Annotated in this window: 20 protein-coding genes, 1 tRNA gene and 1 riboswitch; of the genes, 13 read left to right on the forward strand and 8 right to left on the reverse strand. The window is 66.3% G+C overall.

The window, feature by feature from the left end:
- Nucleotides 1-4 precede the first annotated feature (4 nt).
- The 5 genes from KHO18_RS11630 to glyA form a co-directional block, all read right to left on the reverse strand.
- Nucleotides 5-844, reverse strand: a complete 840-nt coding sequence (locus tag KHO18_RS11630; RefSeq protein WP_211943246.1) for a PilW family protein — start codon at nucleotides 842-844, stop codon at nucleotides 5-7.
- The gene (pilV, locus tag KHO18_RS11635) at nucleotides 841-1392 is read right to left on the reverse strand and encodes a type IV pilus modification protein PilV (RefSeq protein WP_211943235.1); all 552 of its coding nucleotides are present in this window, start codon (nucleotides 1390-1392) and stop codon (nucleotides 841-843) included. The genes KHO18_RS11630 and pilV overlap by 4 nt, the downstream gene beginning before the upstream one ends.
- A 4-nt stretch (nucleotides 1393-1396) precedes the next feature.
- Nucleotides 1397-1996 carry a GspH/FimT family pseudopilin gene (locus tag KHO18_RS11640; protein WP_211943236.1) on the reverse strand — a complete coding sequence of 200 codons (600 nt, stop codon included), beginning with the start codon at nucleotides 1994-1996 and terminating at the stop codon, nucleotides 1397-1399.
- Between the two features lie 237 nt (nucleotides 1997-2233).
- Entirely contained in the window at nucleotides 2234-2701 is a 468-nt protein-coding gene (gene nrdR / locus KHO18_RS11645; RefSeq protein ID WP_092290516.1) for a transcriptional regulator NrdR, read from the reverse strand.
- 135 nt (nucleotides 2702-2836) lie between these two features.
- Nucleotides 2837-4084: a serine hydroxymethyltransferase gene (glyA, locus tag KHO18_RS11650; RefSeq protein WP_211943237.1), complete on the reverse strand. Its 1248-nt coding sequence runs from the start codon at nucleotides 4082-4084 to the stop codon at nucleotides 2837-2839.
- 185 nt (nucleotides 4085-4269) lie between these two features.
- Nucleotides 4270-4370, reverse strand: a riboswitch (ZMP/ZTP riboswitch).
- 209 nt (nucleotides 4371-4579) lie between these two features.
- Here glyA and ybgC point away from each other — a divergent pair.
- The 12 genes from ybgC to KHO18_RS11710 all read left to right on the forward strand — a co-directional run bounded on the left by ybgC (nucleotide 4580) and on the right by KHO18_RS11710 (nucleotide 16342).
- The gene (gene ybgC, locus KHO18_RS11655; RefSeq protein ID WP_144198043.1) at nucleotides 4580-4984 is read left to right on the forward strand and encodes a tol-pal system-associated acyl-CoA thioesterase; all 405 of its coding nucleotides are present in this window, start codon (nucleotides 4580-4582) and stop codon (nucleotides 4982-4984) included.
- Nucleotides 4981-5664 carry a protein TolQ gene (gene tolQ / locus KHO18_RS11660; RefSeq protein WP_186296838.1) on the forward strand — a complete coding sequence of 228 codons (684 nt, stop codon included), beginning with the start codon at nucleotides 4981-4983 and terminating at the stop codon, nucleotides 5662-5664. The genes ybgC and tolQ overlap by 4 nt, the downstream gene beginning before the upstream one ends.
- 33 nt (nucleotides 5665-5697) lie before the next feature.
- Nucleotides 5698-6135 carry a protein TolR gene (gene tolR / locus KHO18_RS11665; RefSeq protein ID WP_092290512.1) on the forward strand — a complete coding sequence of 146 codons (438 nt, stop codon included), beginning with the start codon at nucleotides 5698-5700 and terminating at the stop codon, nucleotides 6133-6135.
- A gap of 15 nt (nucleotides 6136-6150) precedes the next feature.
- Nucleotides 6151-7209: a cell envelope integrity protein TolA gene (tolA, locus tag KHO18_RS11670; RefSeq protein ID WP_144198044.1), complete on the forward strand. Its 1059-nt coding sequence runs from the start codon at nucleotides 6151-6153 to the stop codon at nucleotides 7207-7209.
- A 205-nt stretch (nucleotides 7210-7414) separates the two neighbouring features.
- Complete coding sequence (gene tolB, locus KHO18_RS11675; protein ID WP_144198045.1) at nucleotides 7415-8782, forward strand: Tol-Pal system beta propeller repeat protein TolB; 1368 nt, start codon at nucleotides 7415-7417, stop codon at nucleotides 8780-8782.
- A 28-nt stretch (nucleotides 8783-8810) separates the two neighbouring features.
- Complete coding sequence (gene pal, locus KHO18_RS11680; protein ID WP_186296839.1) at nucleotides 8811-9320, forward strand: peptidoglycan-associated lipoprotein Pal; 510 nt, start codon at nucleotides 8811-8813, stop codon at nucleotides 9318-9320.
- 17 nt (nucleotides 9321-9337) lie between these two features.
- Complete coding sequence (ybgF, locus tag KHO18_RS11685; protein WP_144198046.1) at nucleotides 9338-10093, forward strand: tol-pal system protein YbgF; 756 nt, start codon at nucleotides 9338-9340, stop codon at nucleotides 10091-10093.
- 194 nt (nucleotides 10094-10287) lie between these two features.
- Complete coding sequence (queC, locus tag KHO18_RS11690) at nucleotides 10288-10971, forward strand: 7-cyano-7-deazaguanine synthase QueC (RefSeq protein ID WP_144198047.1); 684 nt, start codon at nucleotides 10288-10290, stop codon at nucleotides 10969-10971.
- 51 nt (nucleotides 10972-11022) lie between these two features.
- Complete coding sequence (locus tag KHO18_RS11695) at nucleotides 11023-12138, forward strand: YeeE/YedE family protein (protein WP_144198048.1); 1116 nt, start codon at nucleotides 11023-11025, stop codon at nucleotides 12136-12138.
- A 50-nt stretch (nucleotides 12139-12188) separates the two neighbouring features.
- A tRNA-Lys gene (locus KHO18_RS11700) sits at nucleotides 12189-12264 on the forward strand.
- Between the two features lie 179 nt (nucleotides 12265-12443).
- Nucleotides 12444-13352: a hypothetical protein gene (locus KHO18_RS11705; protein WP_144198049.1), complete on the forward strand. Its 909-nt coding sequence runs from the start codon at nucleotides 12444-12446 to the stop codon at nucleotides 13350-13352.
- Between the two features lie 137 nt (nucleotides 13353-13489).
- Nucleotides 13490-16342 carry an EAL domain-containing protein gene (locus KHO18_RS11710; RefSeq protein ID WP_211943238.1) on the forward strand — a complete coding sequence of 951 codons (2853 nt, stop codon included), beginning with the start codon at nucleotides 13490-13492 and terminating at the stop codon, nucleotides 16340-16342.
- Nucleotides 16343-16371: 29 nt separating this feature from the next.
- Here KHO18_RS11710 and KHO18_RS11715 read toward each other — a convergent pair whose 3' ends face one another.
- The 3 genes from KHO18_RS11715 to KHO18_RS11725 all read right to left on the reverse strand — a co-directional run bounded on the left by KHO18_RS11715 (nucleotide 16372) and on the right by KHO18_RS11725 (nucleotide 17724).
- On the reverse strand, nucleotides 16372-16887 hold the full coding sequence (locus KHO18_RS11715) for a DUF3318 domain-containing protein (protein ID WP_211943239.1): 516 nt from the start codon (nucleotides 16885-16887) through the stop codon (nucleotides 16372-16374).
- Nucleotides 16884-17261: a phage holin family protein gene (locus tag KHO18_RS11720; protein WP_144198052.1), complete on the reverse strand. Its 378-nt coding sequence runs from the start codon at nucleotides 17259-17261 to the stop codon at nucleotides 16884-16886. Before KHO18_RS11720 ends, KHO18_RS11715 begins: the two co-directional genes overlap by 4 nt.
- 145 nt (nucleotides 17262-17406) lie before the next feature.
- Nucleotides 17407-17724 (reverse strand): DUF883 family protein, encoded by a 318-nt coding sequence (locus tag KHO18_RS11725; protein ID WP_313818631.1) that lies wholly within the window; start codon nucleotides 17722-17724, stop codon nucleotides 17407-17409.
- A 199-nt stretch (nucleotides 17725-17923) separates the two neighbouring features.
- Between KHO18_RS11725 and KHO18_RS11730 the strand changes: the two genes are divergently transcribed.
- Nucleotides 17924-18562 (forward strand): peroxiredoxin, encoded by a 639-nt coding sequence (locus KHO18_RS11730; RefSeq protein ID WP_211943240.1) that lies wholly within the window; start codon nucleotides 17924-17926, stop codon nucleotides 18560-18562.
- The last annotated feature ends 37 nt before the right edge of the window (nucleotides 18563-18599 follow it).

Raw genomic sequence — 18599 nt, forward strand, 5'->3', positions numbered from 1 at the left:
CGTGTCAGTTCAGGCGGTTGCGGAGGGCGATGAAGAACGTGGCGTGCTTGCGCAGGCGGCCGTCGTTGGCCATGTTCATGACGCTGCCGGCATCACCGGCCGGGGCGACGTCGTTCTGCGCATACACCTTGCCGAAGTGGTTCATGACCAGCGAGGTCGGCGCGGCGTTCGTGGTGCTCTTGCCGCGCAGCACCAGCGAGACGCGCAGGGCGCGCACGTTGGCCATGTTTGCCGCGCCGGGCGGGACGAAGCGGTTGACGGTCTGGTCGCCGTCGGTATCCTCGCCCAGCAGGATCTGGAAGGCCTCGACATTGGGGAACAGCGGCGTGGCGGCCCCGTTGACCGTGCACTGGAGCCAGGGCACGCCGGCCGCGTCGTTGACGATCGAGAACACCTCGGTCACCAGGATGTTACCGTTCACATCGTTGCCGGCGCAGTCGACCATGGTGCCGTCCGGCGTCGGGGCCGTGGGCGTGCCCGGTACCGCTGCGGGGTCTGCCCCCGGCGGCGACGAGCCGAAATAGCGCACGGTCAGTGTGTCGCTGGTATTGACACCGGTATCGTTGGTGGCTTCGAGCGTCTCGTTGACACCGAAGCTGTTGTCCAGGAAGGTGAAGTCGGAGTATCCGGCCTGGCGGCCCTGCCGTTGCAGCAACTGCGCAATGGCGCGCGAGTTCTCCTGCACTTCGGCGAGATCGCCCTGTGTGTTGTACGAGCGCTGCTGCGCCAGGTAGAGCGAGATCACCACGATGACCAGCAGCATGCTGATCACCATGCCGACCATGAGTTCGACCAGGGTGAAACCCTGCGCGCGGCGCCTCGGCTTGCGGATGGACGTAGTCATGGCACGAAGGCGGTCACGAATCGTTGAGGGGTGTCCTGGCCGTCTTCGCGCCACCAGATCTTGATGACGTAGGGTGCGCCGTTGACGTTCTGGCACTGCGGGTCCGCGGCGTCGCCGTCATTGGGGGACGCATCGATGCAGACCATTCCGCTGGCGGCGGGCAGCGCTTCCTTCAAATCGTCCAGCCAGGCCGCGAAGCTGGCCCCGGCCATGGCGGCCGGCGTGCAGCCCTTGGCCGCATAGCAATCGGCATTGGGCACGCTATTCGGCTTGTCGAACGCGCCAGCCGTCAGCGCGACCTCGTTGCTGCGCATCTGGTCTGCCAGGTTGTAGGCCATGGTGGTGGCCACGTTGCGCATGGACGCCGTGCGGGTATCGACCAGCGTGCGGAGCTGCAGCATGGCCAGCGCCAGGACGCCGATGGCGAGCACGACAATCGTGATCAGTGACTCAATCAGCGTGAACCCGTCATGGCGCGCGCGCGCGGGCGTGCGCAGTCGAACCGGGCGGGCACGTCTCGGTAGGCCGTTCTGTTGGGAGGGCGACATGGCGTCAGATGCAGGGCGTCTGCTGCTGGGTTTGGGGGCGGCCGCTGCCGGTCATGCTGACGGTCTGGCCGGGCAGTTCGGAATTGCGTTCGCAGAACTTCCAGGTGGCCGTGGGGGAGGTGGAGGCGCCCGAGGACCGGAATCGCACCAGGTCGGACGTGGCGCCCAGGTTGCTGGCTTCCAGGGTCAGGGTCGGGGTCGGGTCGTCGCTGTAACGCAGCACGTCGTCTGTGGGATCGACCACGCCGTCGGCGTTGAGATCGGCGAAGATCACGCGCCGCTGGTTCCAGTCGGCGGAGCAGGCGCTGCCGGTGCCCACGGGGCAGATCGTGACGGTGCCGTTGCGCCGTGCTGCCTCGCTGCGGGCCGCTTCGATTTCGGTGAAGAACTTCGACGATTCCGTCGCGATGCGGCTGTTATGCAGGAAGGAGCGGAAGTTGGGGATAGCCGCTGCCGCGAGGATGCCGAGGATCGTCACGGCAGTCAGCAGCTCGATCAGCGTGAACCCGCCGATGATGCGCGTCTGAGAGCGGTGGAGACGCCCGATGCGGGCGCGGCTGTGCGGCTGGCTGGCATGCCGCGGCGACCCCATGCCAGCGGGCATGGACGCAGGCCGAGCAGGCGTCAGCAAGCCCACTGCCCAAAGGCAGAAAGACTGACCCATTTGTGACTCCCGTCCAAAAAATCGAACTGTTCTTTTGCTTTTCTATGGGCGGCGCGTTGGAGTTTTGCTGCGCCGGAGCCTCTGTTGGGCTCCGTTTACGCCGTGCACGCGTTCGCCATCCGGCCCCCTTACCCGAAGGAGGTCAGTGCAGATTAGACAGCTTTTTTTACGAAGTAGCTACCCCTTTCGTGGGGTAGGCGGGGAAAATTCGTCGAGTACGTCGCGGAATTCCGACACATCTTCAAAACTGCGATAAACGGAAGCAAAGCGGATATAGGCAATTTTGTCGAGTTTGCGCAATTCGCGCATGACCAGCTCGCCTACCTGGCTGCTGGCGATCTCTTTCTCGCCCAGCGCCAGCAGTTTTTCCTCGATCCGGGTGATGGCCTGGTCGATGGCCTCGGCGGACACCGGCCGCTTGCGCAGGGCCAGCCGCATCGAGTCCTTGAGCTTGCCGCGCGTGTAGTCCACGCGTGAGCCGTTTTTCTTGACGATGGCGGGGAAGAAGAGCTCGATGCGCTCGTAGGTGGTGAAGCGGCGGTCGCAGGCTTCGCAACGCCGGCGGCGGCGCACCGTGTCACCGTCTTCGGAGACACGACTGTCAAGCACCTGGGTGTTGGAATGACCGCAGAAGGGGCATTTCATGCCGGACCACCTGAAGATATATGCCGGGCCGCATTATCGCCCGCGGTGTGCAAAAGGTAAAACGGCGCTGCCGGGGCAGCGCCGTTGGTCACACGCACTATATAGATAGGCGCGATGCCGGTTACGAGCCGGAAATCAGCCGTAGACCGGGAAGCGGCGGGTCAGGGCGGACACCTGCTCGCGTACCTTGGCGATATTGGCTTCGTCGTGCGGGTTGTCCAGCACGTCGGCGATCAGGTTGGCCACCTGGCGCGCCTCGTCTTCCTTAAAGCCGCGCGTGGTCATGGCCGGCGAGCCCAGGCGCACGCCCGAGGTCACGAACGGCTTTTCCGGATCGTTCGGGATGGCGTTCTTGTTCACCGTGATATGGGCGTCGCCGAGGATCTTCTCGGCTTCCTTGCCGGTGATCTGCTTGGCGCGCAGGTCCACCAGCATCACGTGGCTCTCGGTCTTGCCGGACACGATGCGCAGGCCGCGCGCGATCAGCGTCTCGGCCATCGCGGCGGCGTTCTTCACCACCTGTTGCTGGTAGGACTTGAACTCCGGCGTCAGCGCTTCCTTGAAGGCGACGGCCTTGCCGGCGATCACGTGCATCAGCGGGCCGCCCTGGATACCCGGGAAGATGGCCGAGTTGATGGCGCGCTCGTGCTCGGCCTTCATCAGGATCACGCCACCACGCGGGCCGCGCAGGCTCTTGTGGGTGGTCGTGGTCACGAAGTCGGCGTGCGGCACCGGGTTCGGGTACACGCCGGCGGCGATCAGGCCGGCGTAGTGGGCCATGTCCACCATGAAGTAGGCGCCAACATCCTTGGCCACCTTGGCGATCCGCTCGAAGTCGATGCGCAGGGCGAAGGCCGAAGCGCCGGCGATGATCATCTTCGGCTTCTTCTCGTGGGCCAGCTTCTCCAGCGCATCGTAGTCGATGTCTTCCTGGGCGTTCAGGCCGTAGCTGACGACGTTGAACCACTTGCCGCTCATGTTCAGGGCCATGCCGTGGGTCAGGTGACCGCCTTCGGCCAGGCTCATGCCCATGATGGTGTCGCCCGGCTTGAGCATGGCGAAGAACACGCCCTGGTTGGCCTGCGAGCCCGAGTTCGGCTGCACGTTGGCGGCTTCGGCGCCGAAGAGCTGCTTCACGCGGTCGATGGCCAGCTGCTCCACCACGTCCACGTACTCGCAGCCACCGTAGTAGCGCTTGCCGGGATAGCCTTCGGCGTACTTGTTGGTCAGCTGCGAGCCCTGGGCGGCCATCACGGCCGGCGAGGTGTAGTTTTCGGACGCGATCAGCTCGATATGGTCTTCCTGGCGCTGGTTTTCCTTCTGGATCGCGGCAAAGACTTCGGGGTCGATCTGCTCGATGGTGAAACGGCTGCGTTCAAACATGGCGTGACTCGTCTGTAAAAAAGGGATGCCGATGCACTTTTCGGATAGCGAACAGGCAATCGGTATACATCTCGGGGGTTTCGCGGAACTTCGCGATTAGGGCGCGCGGGGAAGGCATCGGCGTCCGGCACCAGTGACCCCTATATATATAGATGTCGTCCGGTGCAGGGCGCACCCTGCTTCCCATTCGCTGCCCAGGCGAGCGGCAGGCGTTTGTGATTCACGCCAGTGAACTTGCGCTTCCTCGTGGTAGTACCCACTGACTTCGCCAGTCGCGCAAGGTGGAATGGTTGCCGCAGAGTTTACGCGAGGCCGCGCCGCGCCGCAAGGCGGTGCCCCGGGGGCAAGGGCGGGGCAGGGCGGTGCGGAGTGTGGCGGTCGTGCATCGGGCCAGCTTCCCGCCAAGCCGCGCGGCGCCTGGCTCGCAACTTGCTGTTGCATTTCTCCTGCGGGTTTACCTGTGGCGGGCCGTTGCGGTCCGTTACAATGCCGGCCATGCCGAACTTTGTCTGGCCGCTGCGCGTGTACTGGGAAGACACGGATGCCGGCGGCGTGGTGTTCTACGCCAACTACCTGAAATTCTTTGAACGGGCCCGGACCGAATGGCTGCGCTCGCTCGGAATCGGCCAGCAGGATCTTGCCGATACGTCCAATGTGGTCTTCGTGGTACGCAGTACTGCTGTGGAATACAATGCGCCCGCCCGGCTGGACGACCAGCTGGAAATCCGCACCGTGATTGAACGGGTGGGGCCGGCATCGGTCCAATTCGCCCAAGAAGCGTGGCGCGACGACCTCCAACTGGCCAGCGGCAAGATCCGGGTGGGATGTGTCGATAAAAGCACATTTCGTCCGGCCCCGATTCCTGCTCCTGTTCTCGCAACTATAAGAAACGCTCGATGAATCCGGTGACCGTCACGCAAGACCTGTCGATTATCTCGCTGGTGCTGCACGCCAGCCTGCTGGCACAGGCCGTCATGGCGCTGCTGCTGGTGATGTCCCTCTTCTCGTGGACCTATATTTTCCGCAAGCACCTGGCGCTGCGCGCCGCGCGCAGCCAGACGGAAATCTTCGAGCGCGACTTCTGGGCCGGCGGCGATCTCCAGGCGCTCTATAACAGCGCCGTCAACAATCGCCATAACACCGGCGCGCTCGAGCGCATCTTCGAGTCCGGCATGGGCGAGTTCCTGAAGGCCCGCGAGCGCAGCAGCGACGCCGGCGCGCTGCTCGATGCCGCCCGCCGCGCCATGCGCGCCGCCTACCAGCGTGAGATGGATGTGCTCGAGTCGCACCTGCCGTTCCTGGCATCGGTGGGCTCGGTGAGCCCGTACATCGGCCTGTTCGGCACGGTGTGGGGGATCATGAACGCGTTCCGCGGCCTGTCGAATGTGCAGCAAGCGACGCTTGCATCGGTTGCGCCCGGTATCGCCGAAGCCCTCGTGGCCACGGCCATCGGCCTGTTTGCAGCGATTCCGGCCGTGATCGCCTACAACCGATATGCAACGGAGATCGACCGTCTGGCCATCCGTTTCGAGAGTTTCATGGAAGAGTTCCTGAACATTCTCCAGCGCCAGACCCGCTAACCCACCTCATTCATCGCATTCGGAGCACCAGCCATGGCAGCCATCCAGCGTCGCGGCGGCTCGCGCCGCCGGGCCAGCGCCGACATCAACGTCGTGCCGTACATCGACGTGATGCTCGTGCTGCTCGTCATCTTCATGGTGGCGGCCCCCATCGTGAACCCGGCCGTGGTCGACCTGCCTTCCGTGGCCCAGGCCACGCCGCAGCAGAAGGCGCCGCCCATCGTCGTGTCCGTGCATGAGGACGGCACGCTGACCGCGAGCGGCAAGGACAATGCCGGCAACGCCTTCGAGCGCAAGCTCGACAAGCGCGGCCTGCTGGATTTCGTCCACCAGCGCCAGAATGAGAACCCTGACCAGCCCGTGGTGATCGCCGCCGACCGTGCCGTGAAGTACGAGGCGGTGCTCGACGTGATGTCCGTACTGAAGGCCGACGGCGTGAAGCGCGTGGGCCTGATGGTCAAGTCCAAGTAAGCCCCGCGACATCCAGTGGCCAGTCTCTCGTCACGTCATCCGCAAGCCCGGCCGCAGCGCCGGGCACAGGCCGCCGCCTACCCCTACCAGCCGGTGAAGGAGCGCGGCACCACGCGCTCGTTCCTGATGGCCCTGTTCATGCACCTGCTGCTCGGGCTGGTCCTCTACTACGGCGTGCGCTGGCAGAGCAGCACGCCGGTGGGCGCTGAAGCCGAGCTGTGGGACGAGATTCCCGACACCACGCCGGCCCCGCCGCCGCGCCCGGTAGAGCAGCCGCGCCCGACGCCGCAGCCCGAGCCAGCCGTACGCAGCAAGGCCGAGGAAGACGCGGACATCGCCCTGGAACGCCAGAAGCGCAAGCAGGCCGAGGAGGCCGCCGAGCGCGAGGCCGCCCGCAAGGAACAGGAAAAACGCGACGCCCAGCGCAAGGAAGAGCAGCGCAAGGAAGACCTGCGCCAGCAACAGCAGCGCGAAGAGGCGCAGCGCAAGGAAGACGCCAGGAAGAAGGCTGAGCAGGATCGCAAGGAGCAGGCCGAGCGCGACCGCAAGGAAGCGGCCGACGCGAAGGCGAAGGCTGACGCCAAGGCCCGCGCTGACGCGGAGCAGAAGGCGAAGGCCGCCGATGCCGAGCAGAAGGCCCGTGCGAAGGCGGACGCCGATGCGAAGGCCAAGCGCGAAGCCGCCGCCAACGCCCAGCGCAAGAGCGAGCTGGCGCGCCTGCAGGCGATGGCCGGCGGCAGCGCCACCTCCAGCGGCGGCGGCGTGGGCAATGCGGCCGGCTCCGGCGCGGGCTCGGGCGGCAAGGCGTCGCCGGGCTACGCCGACCGCGTGCGCCGCAAGGTGAAGCCGAACATCAACTTCGGTGGCGATGTGGACGGGAATCCGGCCGCCGTGGTGTCGGTCTCGCTGGCGCCGGATGGCTCGCTGCTGTCCGCCCGCCTGAGCAAGTCCAGCGGCAACGCGGACTGGGACAACGCCGTGCTGCGTGCGGTACAGCGCTCCGACCCGCTGCCGGTTGACGAGAACGGCAAGGCGCCTTCGAGCTTCACGATCACGTTCAAGCCCAAGGACTAGGCGCCTCATCTGCCATGTTTTGCAACATAATGCAACCTTCATCGATGGCGCTGGGTCGCATTGCTACCATGAACGGTTGCCTGACGCGGCCGGCAGCGTGCAATTGCGCGCAGAACGGGCCATGCGCCAAGCGGCGCGTTGCCCGTCCTGCTGTAGTTGCTGTGCCCGCCGCACCGATGAATCCTGATATCGACTGAGGAGCAGCATGCGAAAGCTTTGGGCCCCCAACTGGCTGTCCGCAAGGCGGCACAACGCTCAATCCACATCGTCGCCCGCCACCCAGCCCACGCGCGAGCAAAGCCGCTACGCGCTGATGGCATGGCTGGCGGCCGCGCTGATGTCTGCCGGCGTGGCACACGCGCAACTGAATGTGGAAATCACCGGGGTGGGTTCGAACCAGTTTCCGGTGGCCACCGCCAACTTCCAGGGCGAGGCGCAGGCCCCGCAGAACCTGACCGCCATCATCCGCAGCGACCTGGTCAACAGCGGCCGCTTCCGCAACGTGGATCCGGGCGGCGCCACCGTGGCCGAATCGGCCCAGGTGGACCTGGGCAGCTGGAAGTCGCGCGGCGCCGATGCCTTCGTGGCTGGCAGCGTCACCCCCGCCGGCAACGGCCAGTACGAGGTGCGTTTCCGCCTGTACGACACGGTCAAGGGCCAGAGCCTGGGCGGCCTGGCCTTCACGGTCGGCCAGAACCAGCTGCGCGTGACCGCGCACAAGATCGCCGACTATATCTACGAGAAGCTGCTCGGCGAGCGAGGCGTGTTTGCCACGCGCCTGTCGTACGTGTCGAAGGTGGGCAACCGCTACCAGCTGCTGATCTCCGATTCGGACGGCCAGAACGCGCAGATCGCGCTGACCAGCACCGAGCCGATCATCTCGCCGTCGTGGTCGCCTGACGGCCGCCGCGTGGCCTACGTCTCGTTCGAGGCGCGCAAGCCGGTGGTCTACGTGCACGACCTGGCCACGGGCAAGCGCACGCTGGTGTCGAACCAGAAGGGCAACAACAGCGCGCCGTCGTGGTCGCCGGACGGCCAGCGCCTGGCGCTGGCGCTCTCGCGTGACGGCAATACGCAGGTGTACCTGGTCAACGCCGATGGTTCGGGCCTGCGCCGCATCTCGCGCAGCAGCGCCATCGACACCGAGCCGCAGTTCTCGCCGGACGGCCGGAGCATCTACTTCACGAGCGATCGCGGCGGTGCGCCGCAGATCTACCGCATGCCGGCCTCGGGCGAAGAGGGCGGCGCGGCGCAACGCGTGACGTTCAAGGGCAACTACAACGTCAGTCCGCGCCTCTCGCCGGACGGCAAGTACCTGGCCTTCATCTCGCGTTCGGGCGGCTTCAAGCTACAGCTGCAGGACCTCTCCAACGGTGACGTGACGTCCCTCACCGATACGTCCAATGACGAAGCCCCGAGCTTCGCCGCCAACGGCAAGTACATTCTTTACGCCACCCGCGTGGGCGGCCGCTCGGTGCTGGCGGCGGTGTCCACGGATGGCCGTACGAAGCAGGTGCTGTCTCTCCAGTCCGGCGAAGTTCGCGAGCCGTCCTGGGGTCCTTTCATGCAATAGTGCAATAGAAAAAAGAGGAGTTATTGCCATGTCCCAAATGATGACCAAGTCGCTCGCCCTCGCCGCCCTGCTCGCACTGGGCGCCTGCAGCTCCGGCGTGAAGCTGGATGACACCGCCAAGTCGGGTGCCGGCGCTACGCCGACCACCGACCCGCGCGCCGTGGCGCCGGTTGACGTCTCGCGTGACCCGCTGAACGATCCGAACAGCCCGCTGGCCAAGCGCAGCGTGTACTTCGACTTCGACAGCTACAGCGTGAAGTCCGACTACCAGAGCATGCTGCAGGCCCACTCGCAGTACCTGGGCGCCAACAAGGGTCGCAAGATCCTGATCCAGGGCAACACCGACGAACGCGGCACCAGCGAGTACAACCTCGCCCTGGGCCAGAAGCGTGCCGAGGCCGTGCGCCGTTCGCTGTCGTCGCTCGGCGTGCCCGAGTCGCAGATGGAAGCCGTGAGCCTGGGCAAGGAAAAGCCGAAGGCCACCGGTCACGACGAAGCGTCGTGGGCCGAGAACCGTCGCGCCGACATCGCCTACTGATCTACGGATAAGTCTTCATGAATGCTCGCGCATCCACCCTGTTGTGGCTGGCGGCCGTCTCAGGCGGCTTGCTGGCAGCCACGTCCGCGCACGCCGGCGTCTTCGACGACGACGAGGCGCGCCGCGCCGTGATCACGTTGCGGGACCAGTTCAACGGTTTCCAGGCAACGGCTTCCCAGCGCATCGACCAGAACAGCAAGGCCCAGCTCGACATGCAGAACCAGCTCGAAGGTCTGCGGCAAGAGGTGGCCCGCCTGCGCGGTCAGAACGAGGTGCTCCAGAACGCGGTGGATACGCTGCAGAAGCAGCAGAAGGACTACTACGCTGACCTGGACGCGCGGCTCAAGAAGTTCGAGCCGCAACAGGTGACCGTGGACGGCCGCGAGGGCCTGGCCCAACCGACCGAGAAGCCCGAGTACGACGCGGCGCTGAAGCAGTTCCAGTCGGGCGACTTCAAGGGTGCGGGCAATGCGTTCTCGGCGTTTGCCAAGAAGTATCCGCAAAGCCCCTACCTGCCGCTGGCGCAGTTCTGGCTCGGCAATTCGCTCTACGCGCAGCGTGACTACAAGGGCTCGACGACGGTCCTGCAGAGCATGGTGTCGGCCAACCCGACGCATCCGAAGGTGCCGGACGCCATGATCGCCATCGCCAACAACCAGCTCGAGTCCGGCCAGAAGGCCGCGGCGAAGAAGACGCTGGAGACGGTGGTGGCCAAGTATCCGGGCACCGAAGGGGCCCAGGCCGCGAGCAACCGGCTCAAGACCCTGAAGTAACCGGCCTGCCTGGCAGTACCGTTGCAGGAGGAAGCCCGCTGGAGATTCTGGCGGGCTTTTTCTTTTGGAACGATGGGAGGACCCGGCGATGGGCACCATCAGCCCGGCCTGATTGGGGGCGGCCCGCCGGCGCGCTAAAATACGCGCTTTCGCAGTCAGCGACCCCCATTCCGCGCCGTCCGCGCCCCCTGATCATGACCAAACGCGCCATCGTCCTGCTTTCTGGCGGACTTGACTCCGCCACCGTCCTCGCCATGGCCAACGCCGCCGGGTTTGAAACCTACGCGCTGTCCATGCGCTACGGCCAGCGGCATTCGTCCGAGCTGGAGGCCGCGAAGCTGGTGGCGGCGGCGCTGGGCGCGAAGCGCCACGAGATCATCGACCTCGACCTGCGCCGCTTCGGCGGCTCCGCGCTGACCGACGACACCCTCGACGTGCCGACCGACGGCGCCACCGGCGGCATTCCGATTACCTACGTGCCGGCCCGCAACACGATCATGCTGTCGCTGGCCCTGGGCTGGGCCGAGGCGATCGGCGGCCGCGACCTGTTCTTCGGCGCCAACGCCGTGGACTACTCCGGCTATCCTGACTGCCGCCCCGAGTACGTGTCCGCCTACGAGGCGCTCGCCAACCTCGCCACCAAGGCCGGCGTGGAGGGCGACCGCTTCCGCGTGCACGCGCCCATCATCGACATGACCAAGGCCGAGATCATCCGCGCGGGCGTGAAGCTGGGCGTGGACTACGGCCTGACCGTCTCCTGCTACAAGGCCGACGACGCAGGCCGCGCCTGTGGCGTGTGCGACTCCTGCCGCATCCGCCGCGCCGGCTTCGAGACGGCGGGCGTGCCCGACCCCACGCGCTACCAGGCCGCTGCCTGATTGATTCCTGCACCAGCACATCATAAAAATACGAGTCACCCCCGGTCCACCATGCCTGACATCGACATTCCCGCGCTCACCCACACCGTGCTGTGGAGCACGTTTGCCCTGACCTTCCTGTTCGGCGCCATTCTCCAGCGCACGCATTTCTGCACGATGGGCGCCATCTCGGACATCGTGAACATCGGCGACTGGAGCCGCATGCGCATGTGGGTCATGGCCATCGGCGTGGCGATGATCGGCACCGGCGCGCTGGCCTGGGCCGGCCTGATCGACCCGACCAAGACGATCTACACCTCGGCGAAGCTGGCCTGGCTGTCGGCGGCGGTGGGCGGGCTGATGTTCGGCTTTGGCATGGTGCTGGCCTCCGGCTGCGGCAGCAAGACGCTGGTGCGCATCGGCGCGGGCAACCTGAAGTCGCTGGTGGTGTTCGTGTTCCTGGGGCTCTCCGCCTATATGACGCTGCGCGGCCTGTTTGGCGTGGTGCGCGTGAACACGGTCGATGCAGTGTCCGTGGCGCTGCCGGCCACGCAGGACCTGCCGTCGCTGGTGGCGCAGGGCAGTGGCATGGCGCGCGGCACGCTGCAACTGGCGCTGGGCGGCGCGATCGGTGCGGCGCTGGTGCTGTGGGCGCTGGCGGGACGCGGATTCCGGACCTTCGACAACGTGCTCGGGGGCCTCGGCGTGGGGCTGATCATCGTTGGCATGTGGTACGTGTCCGGCCATCTCGGCTATGTGTCGGAAGACCCGAACACGCTCGAGGAACTGTTCGTCGGCACGAACAGCGGCCGCATGGAAAGCCTGAGCTTCGTGGCGCCGTACGCCTACACGCTGGACTGGCTGATGATGTTCAGCGACAAGAGCAAGGTGCTGACCATCGGCATCGTCAGCGTGATCGGCGTGATTGCCGGCGCGGCGGTGTACGCGCTGGCCACGCGCTCGTTCCGCTGGGAAGGCTTCGGCAATGCCGAGGATGTGGCCAACCACATGGTGGGCGGCATGCTGATGGGCGCGGGCGGCGTGACGGCACTGGGCTGCACCATCGGGCAGGGGCTCTCGGGCGTCTCGACGCTGGCCGTGGGGTCCTTCATCGCGCTCGCGGGCATCGTGATCGGCGCGTGGCTGGCCTTCAAGTACCAGATATGGCGACTGGAGCGCATGGCCTGAGGGTTGACGCCTGACAGGTACCTCTCTATAATCGCGGATTCGATTTTTGCGGGTCGTTAGCTCAGTCGGTAGAGCAGCGGACTTTTAATCCGTTGGTCGCGTGTTCGAGTCACGCACGACCCACCAGCATTGCAGAAGGGCCTGTGGCGCAAGTCACAGGCCCTTTTTGTTTTTGTTTGGCCTTTCCGCCCCCGGCGTGTGCCGCCGCACAGAACTCCTGCGCCGTGCGTCCAAAATCCATGGTTCATCCCGTGCGCCTCTGCCGGCGCGCGAACCCCTCATTTCGGATGCGATGAGACGACACGATGAACAGCCTTCTGGCTCGCCTGGCCGCGCTGCTGGCGTGGGGGCTGGTCGCTGTAGGCGCCGCGCAGGCGTCTGACATCGCCTGCCAGCCAGCGCCGCAGTCCGCCACGGCGCGCTGTGACGATCCGGTGTCGCCCGGCCAGCGCTGCGGCAGCCCGCCGGACCGCCGCCCCGTGGCCCAGCGCATGATCTGCGAATACGCGATGCTCCACATGGGCTACCTGCGGATCGACGACGACCAGCGCCGCCAGTTGCGTGCCGGCACGCTGCGCATGGGCGACTTGCAGGCGTGGCGCCGCAAGCGCGATGCCTGTACCTCCGTGCCGTGCCTCGATGCCGTGTTCGCCGAATGGTGGCGCCACCGTGGCGACCGGCTGACTGCCGGCAGGCCGCCCGCGCAGCCGCCGTCCAGGCCGGTGCAGGCGCGGCCGGCGCCGGAATTCTCCGCGGCGACCCGCCCGGAGGTGCCGCCCGCAACCCTCGTTCCCGTCTCGCCGCCCACCGCCGAATCGACGCCTGCATTGCCCGACGCGGCCCCCGTGCTGGCGCTGACGATGGCGGCGCCGCCTGACGCCCTCCCGCAGTCGTCGCTGCTCTCCTCGGTGCACGATACCCGGCCGCCACTGCCCAAGGAGGAGGTCGGTGGCGCCTTCGCGAACTTCTCCACCCGGCATGCGATGGCCTGGGCCTGGCTGCTGTGGCTCGGGCTGCTGCTGGTGGCGAGCGTCGGGCTGGACTGGGTGCTGAAGCGCCGCGAACGGCCATCCCGGGCCGAGGGCCAGCCGGAAGCGGCCGGCGCCGCCAGCGAGGTCCGCCATCGTCCGGCCATCCCCCGCGTGGCCATCGTGCTCGGCACGCTGCTGGCGCTGAACGCGATTCTGCTGCTGGCGGTGTTCGTCAGCCGCTAGGGGCCAATTAACCAGTCTGAGTTAGAGACAGCGCCGTTCCCGGTCATCGAAAATGCACTTGGCACGCCGCACCCCGGCGTGGCCATCGCTTCATTCGTCCACTGGGTCAGCGCCGCACGCCGGCGCGGGATGTCTCTATGCAGCAAGGCGGTACCGCCCTCCCGGCCAATGAGCATGTTCTGCGCATCATCTGGCCGTTCCTGCCCGTGGTGCTGGCGCTCGCATTGTTCTGTCTGGCCAGCGTCGACATGTTGTCCGCCGCGCGCGGTTTCGTGGCTGGCGAGAGCCTGTGGTCGAAGGGGCAGAAGGACGCGGTGATGCACCTGCTGCGCTATGCGGATGCGCGCGACCCTGCCGACTTCGACGCCTACCGGGCCGCCATCGCCGTGCCCCTCGGGGACAGGCAGGCCCGTCTCGAACTCGAAAAACGTCCCGATTTCAATCGCCAGGTGGCCGTGGAAGGGCTGCTCATCGGCGGCAATCACCACGACGACATCCCCGGGATGATCCGGCTGTACCGCTATTTCCGGAATGTGACGGAAATCGACCGGGCGATTGCCGTCTGGGCCGCCGCCGACGTGGACATCGCCCACCTGACGGTGGTGGCGAACCACTTGCGCGAATGTGTCGGCACGCCGGCGGAACCGGCCTGCCTGCCCCCGCTCCAACGCGAGATTGCCGAACTGGACGCGCGGCTCGGGCCAATGGCGATGGCGTTCTCGGCCGCGCTGGGCCAGGCATCGCGGCGCGTGCGGGGTGTGCTGCTGTCCGGCACCGTGCTGCTGACGATCCTGCTGCTGGGCTGTGCCTCGTGGCTGTCGATGCGCACCCAGCGCAAGGAGCGCCAGCTGCGCGCCGCGCTGGCCAAGAGCGAGCAGCGGCTGCAACTGGCCGTGGCGGGCAGCAACGATGGCCTCTGGGACTGGCATCCCCACCATGGCGAACTCTATTTCTCGCCGCGCTGCGCCGAGATGCTCGGCTTTGGCGCCGACGAGCTGCCGCACGCACGCGAAACCCTGCTGGCGCTGATGCATCCGGCCGATGTGGCCGAGTTCGACCGCCAACTGGCCCGCCACGTGCGGGAGGGCACGCCCTACGATGTGGAGATCCGCCTGCGCCGCAAGCCGGGCGGCTACCTGTGGGTCCGCGCGCGCGGCCGCATGGTGCGCAGCCCGGTGGGCAAGGCGGTGCGGATGGCGGGCTCCCTGAGCGATATTTCCGACCGCAAGCGCTTCGAGGCGCAGCTGTTCGCCGAGAAGGAGCGTGCCCAGGTCACGCTGCGCGCTATCGGTGAGGCGGTGGTGACGACCGATGTCTGGGGGCGCATCGATTCGATGAACCCGGCCGCCGAGCGCCTGACCGGCTGGTCCGAGGCCGAGGCGGCCGGCTGTTTCCTGGCCCAGGTTTGCCCGCTGCTGGACGAATCGACCAGCATGCCGGTGACCGACCTGGTGCCGCGCGCGCTGGAAGACTGCTGGCCGAGCCAGTCGGTGATGCTGCTGGCGGGCCGCGCCGAAGAAGGGCCGGTAGTGGTCAAGCCTTCGGTGGCGCTGATGCGCGACAAGGGCGGGCACGCCATCGGCGTGGTGTTGGTGCTGCACGACGTGAGCATGGAGCGCGCCCACGCTGCCCAACTGGCGCACGAGGCCAGCCACGATGCGCTGACCGGGCTGGTCAACCGCGTCGAATTCGAGCGCCGCGTGGCGGCCGCCATCGCCCGCGTGCGGCAGGAGGGCGCCGCGCACACGTTGATGTACCTCGATCTGGACCAGTTCAAGGTGGTCAATGACACCTGCGGCCATGCCGCCGGCGACGAGCTGATCCGCCAGATGGCCGCCGTCATGCGCCAGCAGCTGCGCAAGGGCGATACGCTGGCGCGGCTTGGCGGCGATGAATTCGGCGTGCTGCTGGAACATTGCGAGGCGGGCGATGGCGAACGCGTGGCCGAGGCCCTGCGGCGTGCCATTGCCACGTTCCGCTACGCGCATCGACAGCGAATCTTCTCATTGGGGGTCAGCATCGGACTGGTCCGAATCGATGCCGGTACCGGCAAGGTCGAGGAGGCGCTGAGTGCTGCCGATGCGGCCTGCTACATGGCGAAGGAGGGTGGCCGCAACCGCGTGCAGGTGTATCTGCCGAACGACAGCGTGGTACGCGCCCGGCACGGCGAGATGGAGTGGGTCAGCCGGGTGCACGCGGCGCTGAGCGCGGGGCGCTTCTGCCTCTACGCGCAGGACATCGTGCCGCTGCAGGCGTCAGAACCGGGCACGGCGGGTTCGGCTGGCGGGGCGGGCCGGCATATCGAGCTGCTGCTGCGCCTGGTGGACGAGCAGGGTCAACTGGTGCCGCCAATGGCCTTCGTGCCGGCGTGCGAGCGCTACAACCTGATGCCGATGATCGACCGATGGGTGGTGGAAACTGCGTTCGCGGCGCTGGCGCGGATGCATGCCGAGCAGCCCGGCGAGATCGGCATGTGCTCGATCAACATGTCCGGCGCTTCGCTGGCCGATGCACACTTCCCAGGCTTCGTGCGGCAGCAGGCTGTCCGCCATGACATCGCTTTGTCCGGCATCTGTTTCGAAATCACGGAAACGGCGGCGATCAACAACCTGGCGCAGGCGGCGGCCTTCATTGAGCAACTGCAGGGCATGGGCTGCGTGTTTGCGCTCGACGACTTCGGCGCGGGCATGTCGTCATTCGCCTATTTGAAACACCTGCCGGCGGCTTACCTGAAGATCGACGGCAGCTTCGTGCGCGAGATGCTCGATGACCCGGTCAACGCGGTGATGGTGGAGGTGATCCAGCGGATCGGGCACGCGATGGGCAAGAAGACCATCGCCGAGTTCGTCGAGTCGGAGGCGATGCGGGAGCGGCTGCGGGCGTTGGGCGTGGACTACGCCCAGGGCCAGTTGATCGGCGCGCCGGCGCCCTTCGCACGCGGCAACGCCGTGGTGGTGGACGGCGCCGAGCGGTTCGCCGTCACCCTCTGAGGTAGCTTCAGGCCAGGTTCAGTCCAGGTTCAGGGCTGGGCCGGCGGCGGTGCGTTCGGCGTGGGGGAGGGCACGAGCGGGTCCCGGAAGCCGGTATCGAATGCCTTGGCGGCGACGACCTCGGCCGCGCTGGCCGGGGTCCTTGTATCCTGCCAGGTCTTGTAGGCCCAGTATCCGGCGCCGGCGACCATGCCGTATTTCGACAGCTTCCAGGCCATGCGGCCAATGGCGGTCCGGCGCAGCAGCGGCATCGCCAGGGTGATGGCGGTGCTCAGCATCGGGTAATCGCGCGTCACGCCCAGCATCTTGAGCCAGCCCGAGGGCCGCGTCAGCCGGGGCAGCCAGGCGCCCACATTGGTCATGCGGCGCGCGCCGCCGCGCACCTGGCGCAGCGCCTGCACGGCGTCGTAGCGTTCCAGCGCCGCGCGGGTGATCAGCAGTTCCTTGCGCACGGCCAGCGGGAGTTTCACCTCGCGCGAGAATCGTACCGGGCGCGGATGGTCGGCGCGGCGTTCGTCCATGGAGTCGTCGTCGGGCGTGGTCATCGGCGCAGCATCTCCCGGTCTTTGTCGAGTTCGGCGAGTGTGTCCGCGAACAGCGGCGGGGCGTTGCGCACCATGCGGCGCGCGGTAAGCAGGCAGGCGGCCATGCAGACGAGATAAATCACGACGATCGCGCCGATGGCCTGCCAGCGGTAGGTTTCCCAGAACAGGATGGCGACGAGGATCGTGAAGGTCATCAGCGCCATGCCGAAAAACACCAGCCCGAAGCAGGCCAGCAGGGCGACTTTCATCAGCCGGGTGCGTTCCTCGGCCAGCTCCACGCTGGCAAGCTCCAGGCGCGTCTGGACCATCGACACCATCGAACTGGTCAGGTTGCGGAGGGATTCCAGGAACTTGGGGGATGGGGATTCGCTCATGCGGCTCCGGCGAAGAATCGATGCGCCGGCATTGGCGGCATCCTCGATGAGCGGACCGGGTGGCGGCATGGCGCCGCGCCTCCCGGGCCTTCGGCGCGGGCCGGCGCGGGCGCTGAGCCCGTATGCCGGCCGGCTTGCGCCTGTCTTACTTGCGGTTCAGCAGCAGGCCGATGAGCAGGCCCACGCCGGCCGCCACGCCCACGGCCTTCCACGGGTGGTCATGCACGTAGTCATCGGTGGCGCGTGCGGCGGCCTTGCTCTTGGTGACCACGGCGTCCTGCAGATCCTGGGCTTTTTCCTTGGCCTGCTTCAGCAGGCCCATGCCGCGCTCGCGCAACTCGGCAGCCTTCTCGCCGGTGGTCGAGGCCGCTTGCTTAAGCAGTTCTTCGGCATCGGACAGAACGGTCTTCACATCGCTCATCAGTTTCTCCTGTTTGCGGGCGGTTGGTTCGAATGGTGACATTTTGCCTTGCTCGCTCTCGCTTGTGGCGCTTTCTGTCTTCCACTTAGGATATGTGGCGGTTGCCCATCGTTTCAAGGCAAGCCGTTCACCCGAGCGTCTTTATGACTTCGAGTGATTTTATAGTGACTTTATATTCGTTTCGGTTGGATCGCAATCCAACTAAGCTGGTTCCTTCAACCTTCCCCTGGAGATTTTCACAATGGCACTGCGTCTTGGCGACATCGCACCGGACTTCGAGCAAGAATCGAGCGAGGGCCGCATCCGCTTCCACGATTGGCTGGGCGACGGCTGGGGCGTGCTGTTTTCACACCCGGCGGACTACACCCCGGTCTGCACCACCGAACTGGGCCTGACGGCCAAGCTGAAGGGCGAGTTCGAGCGCCGCAATGTCAAGGCCATCGCCCTGTCCGTGGACAGCGTGGAGTCCCATAAAGGCTGGATTGGCGATATCAACGACACCCAGTCGACCTCGGTGAATTTCCCGATTCTGGCCGATGCAGACCGTAAAGTGTCTGAGCTTTACGACATGATTCACCCGAACGCCAGCGAGACCCTGACCGTGCGTTCGCTGTTCGTGATTGATCCGAAGAAGAAGGTAAGACTGATCATTACCTACCCGGCCAGTACCGGTAGAAATTTCAACGAAATCCTGCGCGTCATCGATTCCCTGCAGCTGACCGACCACCACAGCGTGGCCACGCCGGGCAACTGGCAGGATGGTGACGACGTGGTGATCGTGCCGTCGCTGAAGGACGAGGAAGTCCTCCGCCAGAAATTCCCGAAGGGCTACAAGGCGGTTCGCCCCTACCTGCGCCTGACGCCGCAGCCGAACAAGTAAGCCGGCCGGTAGGCAGGCAGACGCAAAAAAGCCCGGC

The sequence above is a fragment of the Cupriavidus campinensis genome (assembly GCF_905397395.1).
GTDB classification, from domain to species: Bacteria; Pseudomonadota; Gammaproteobacteria; order Burkholderiales; family Burkholderiaceae; genus Cupriavidus; species Cupriavidus campinensis.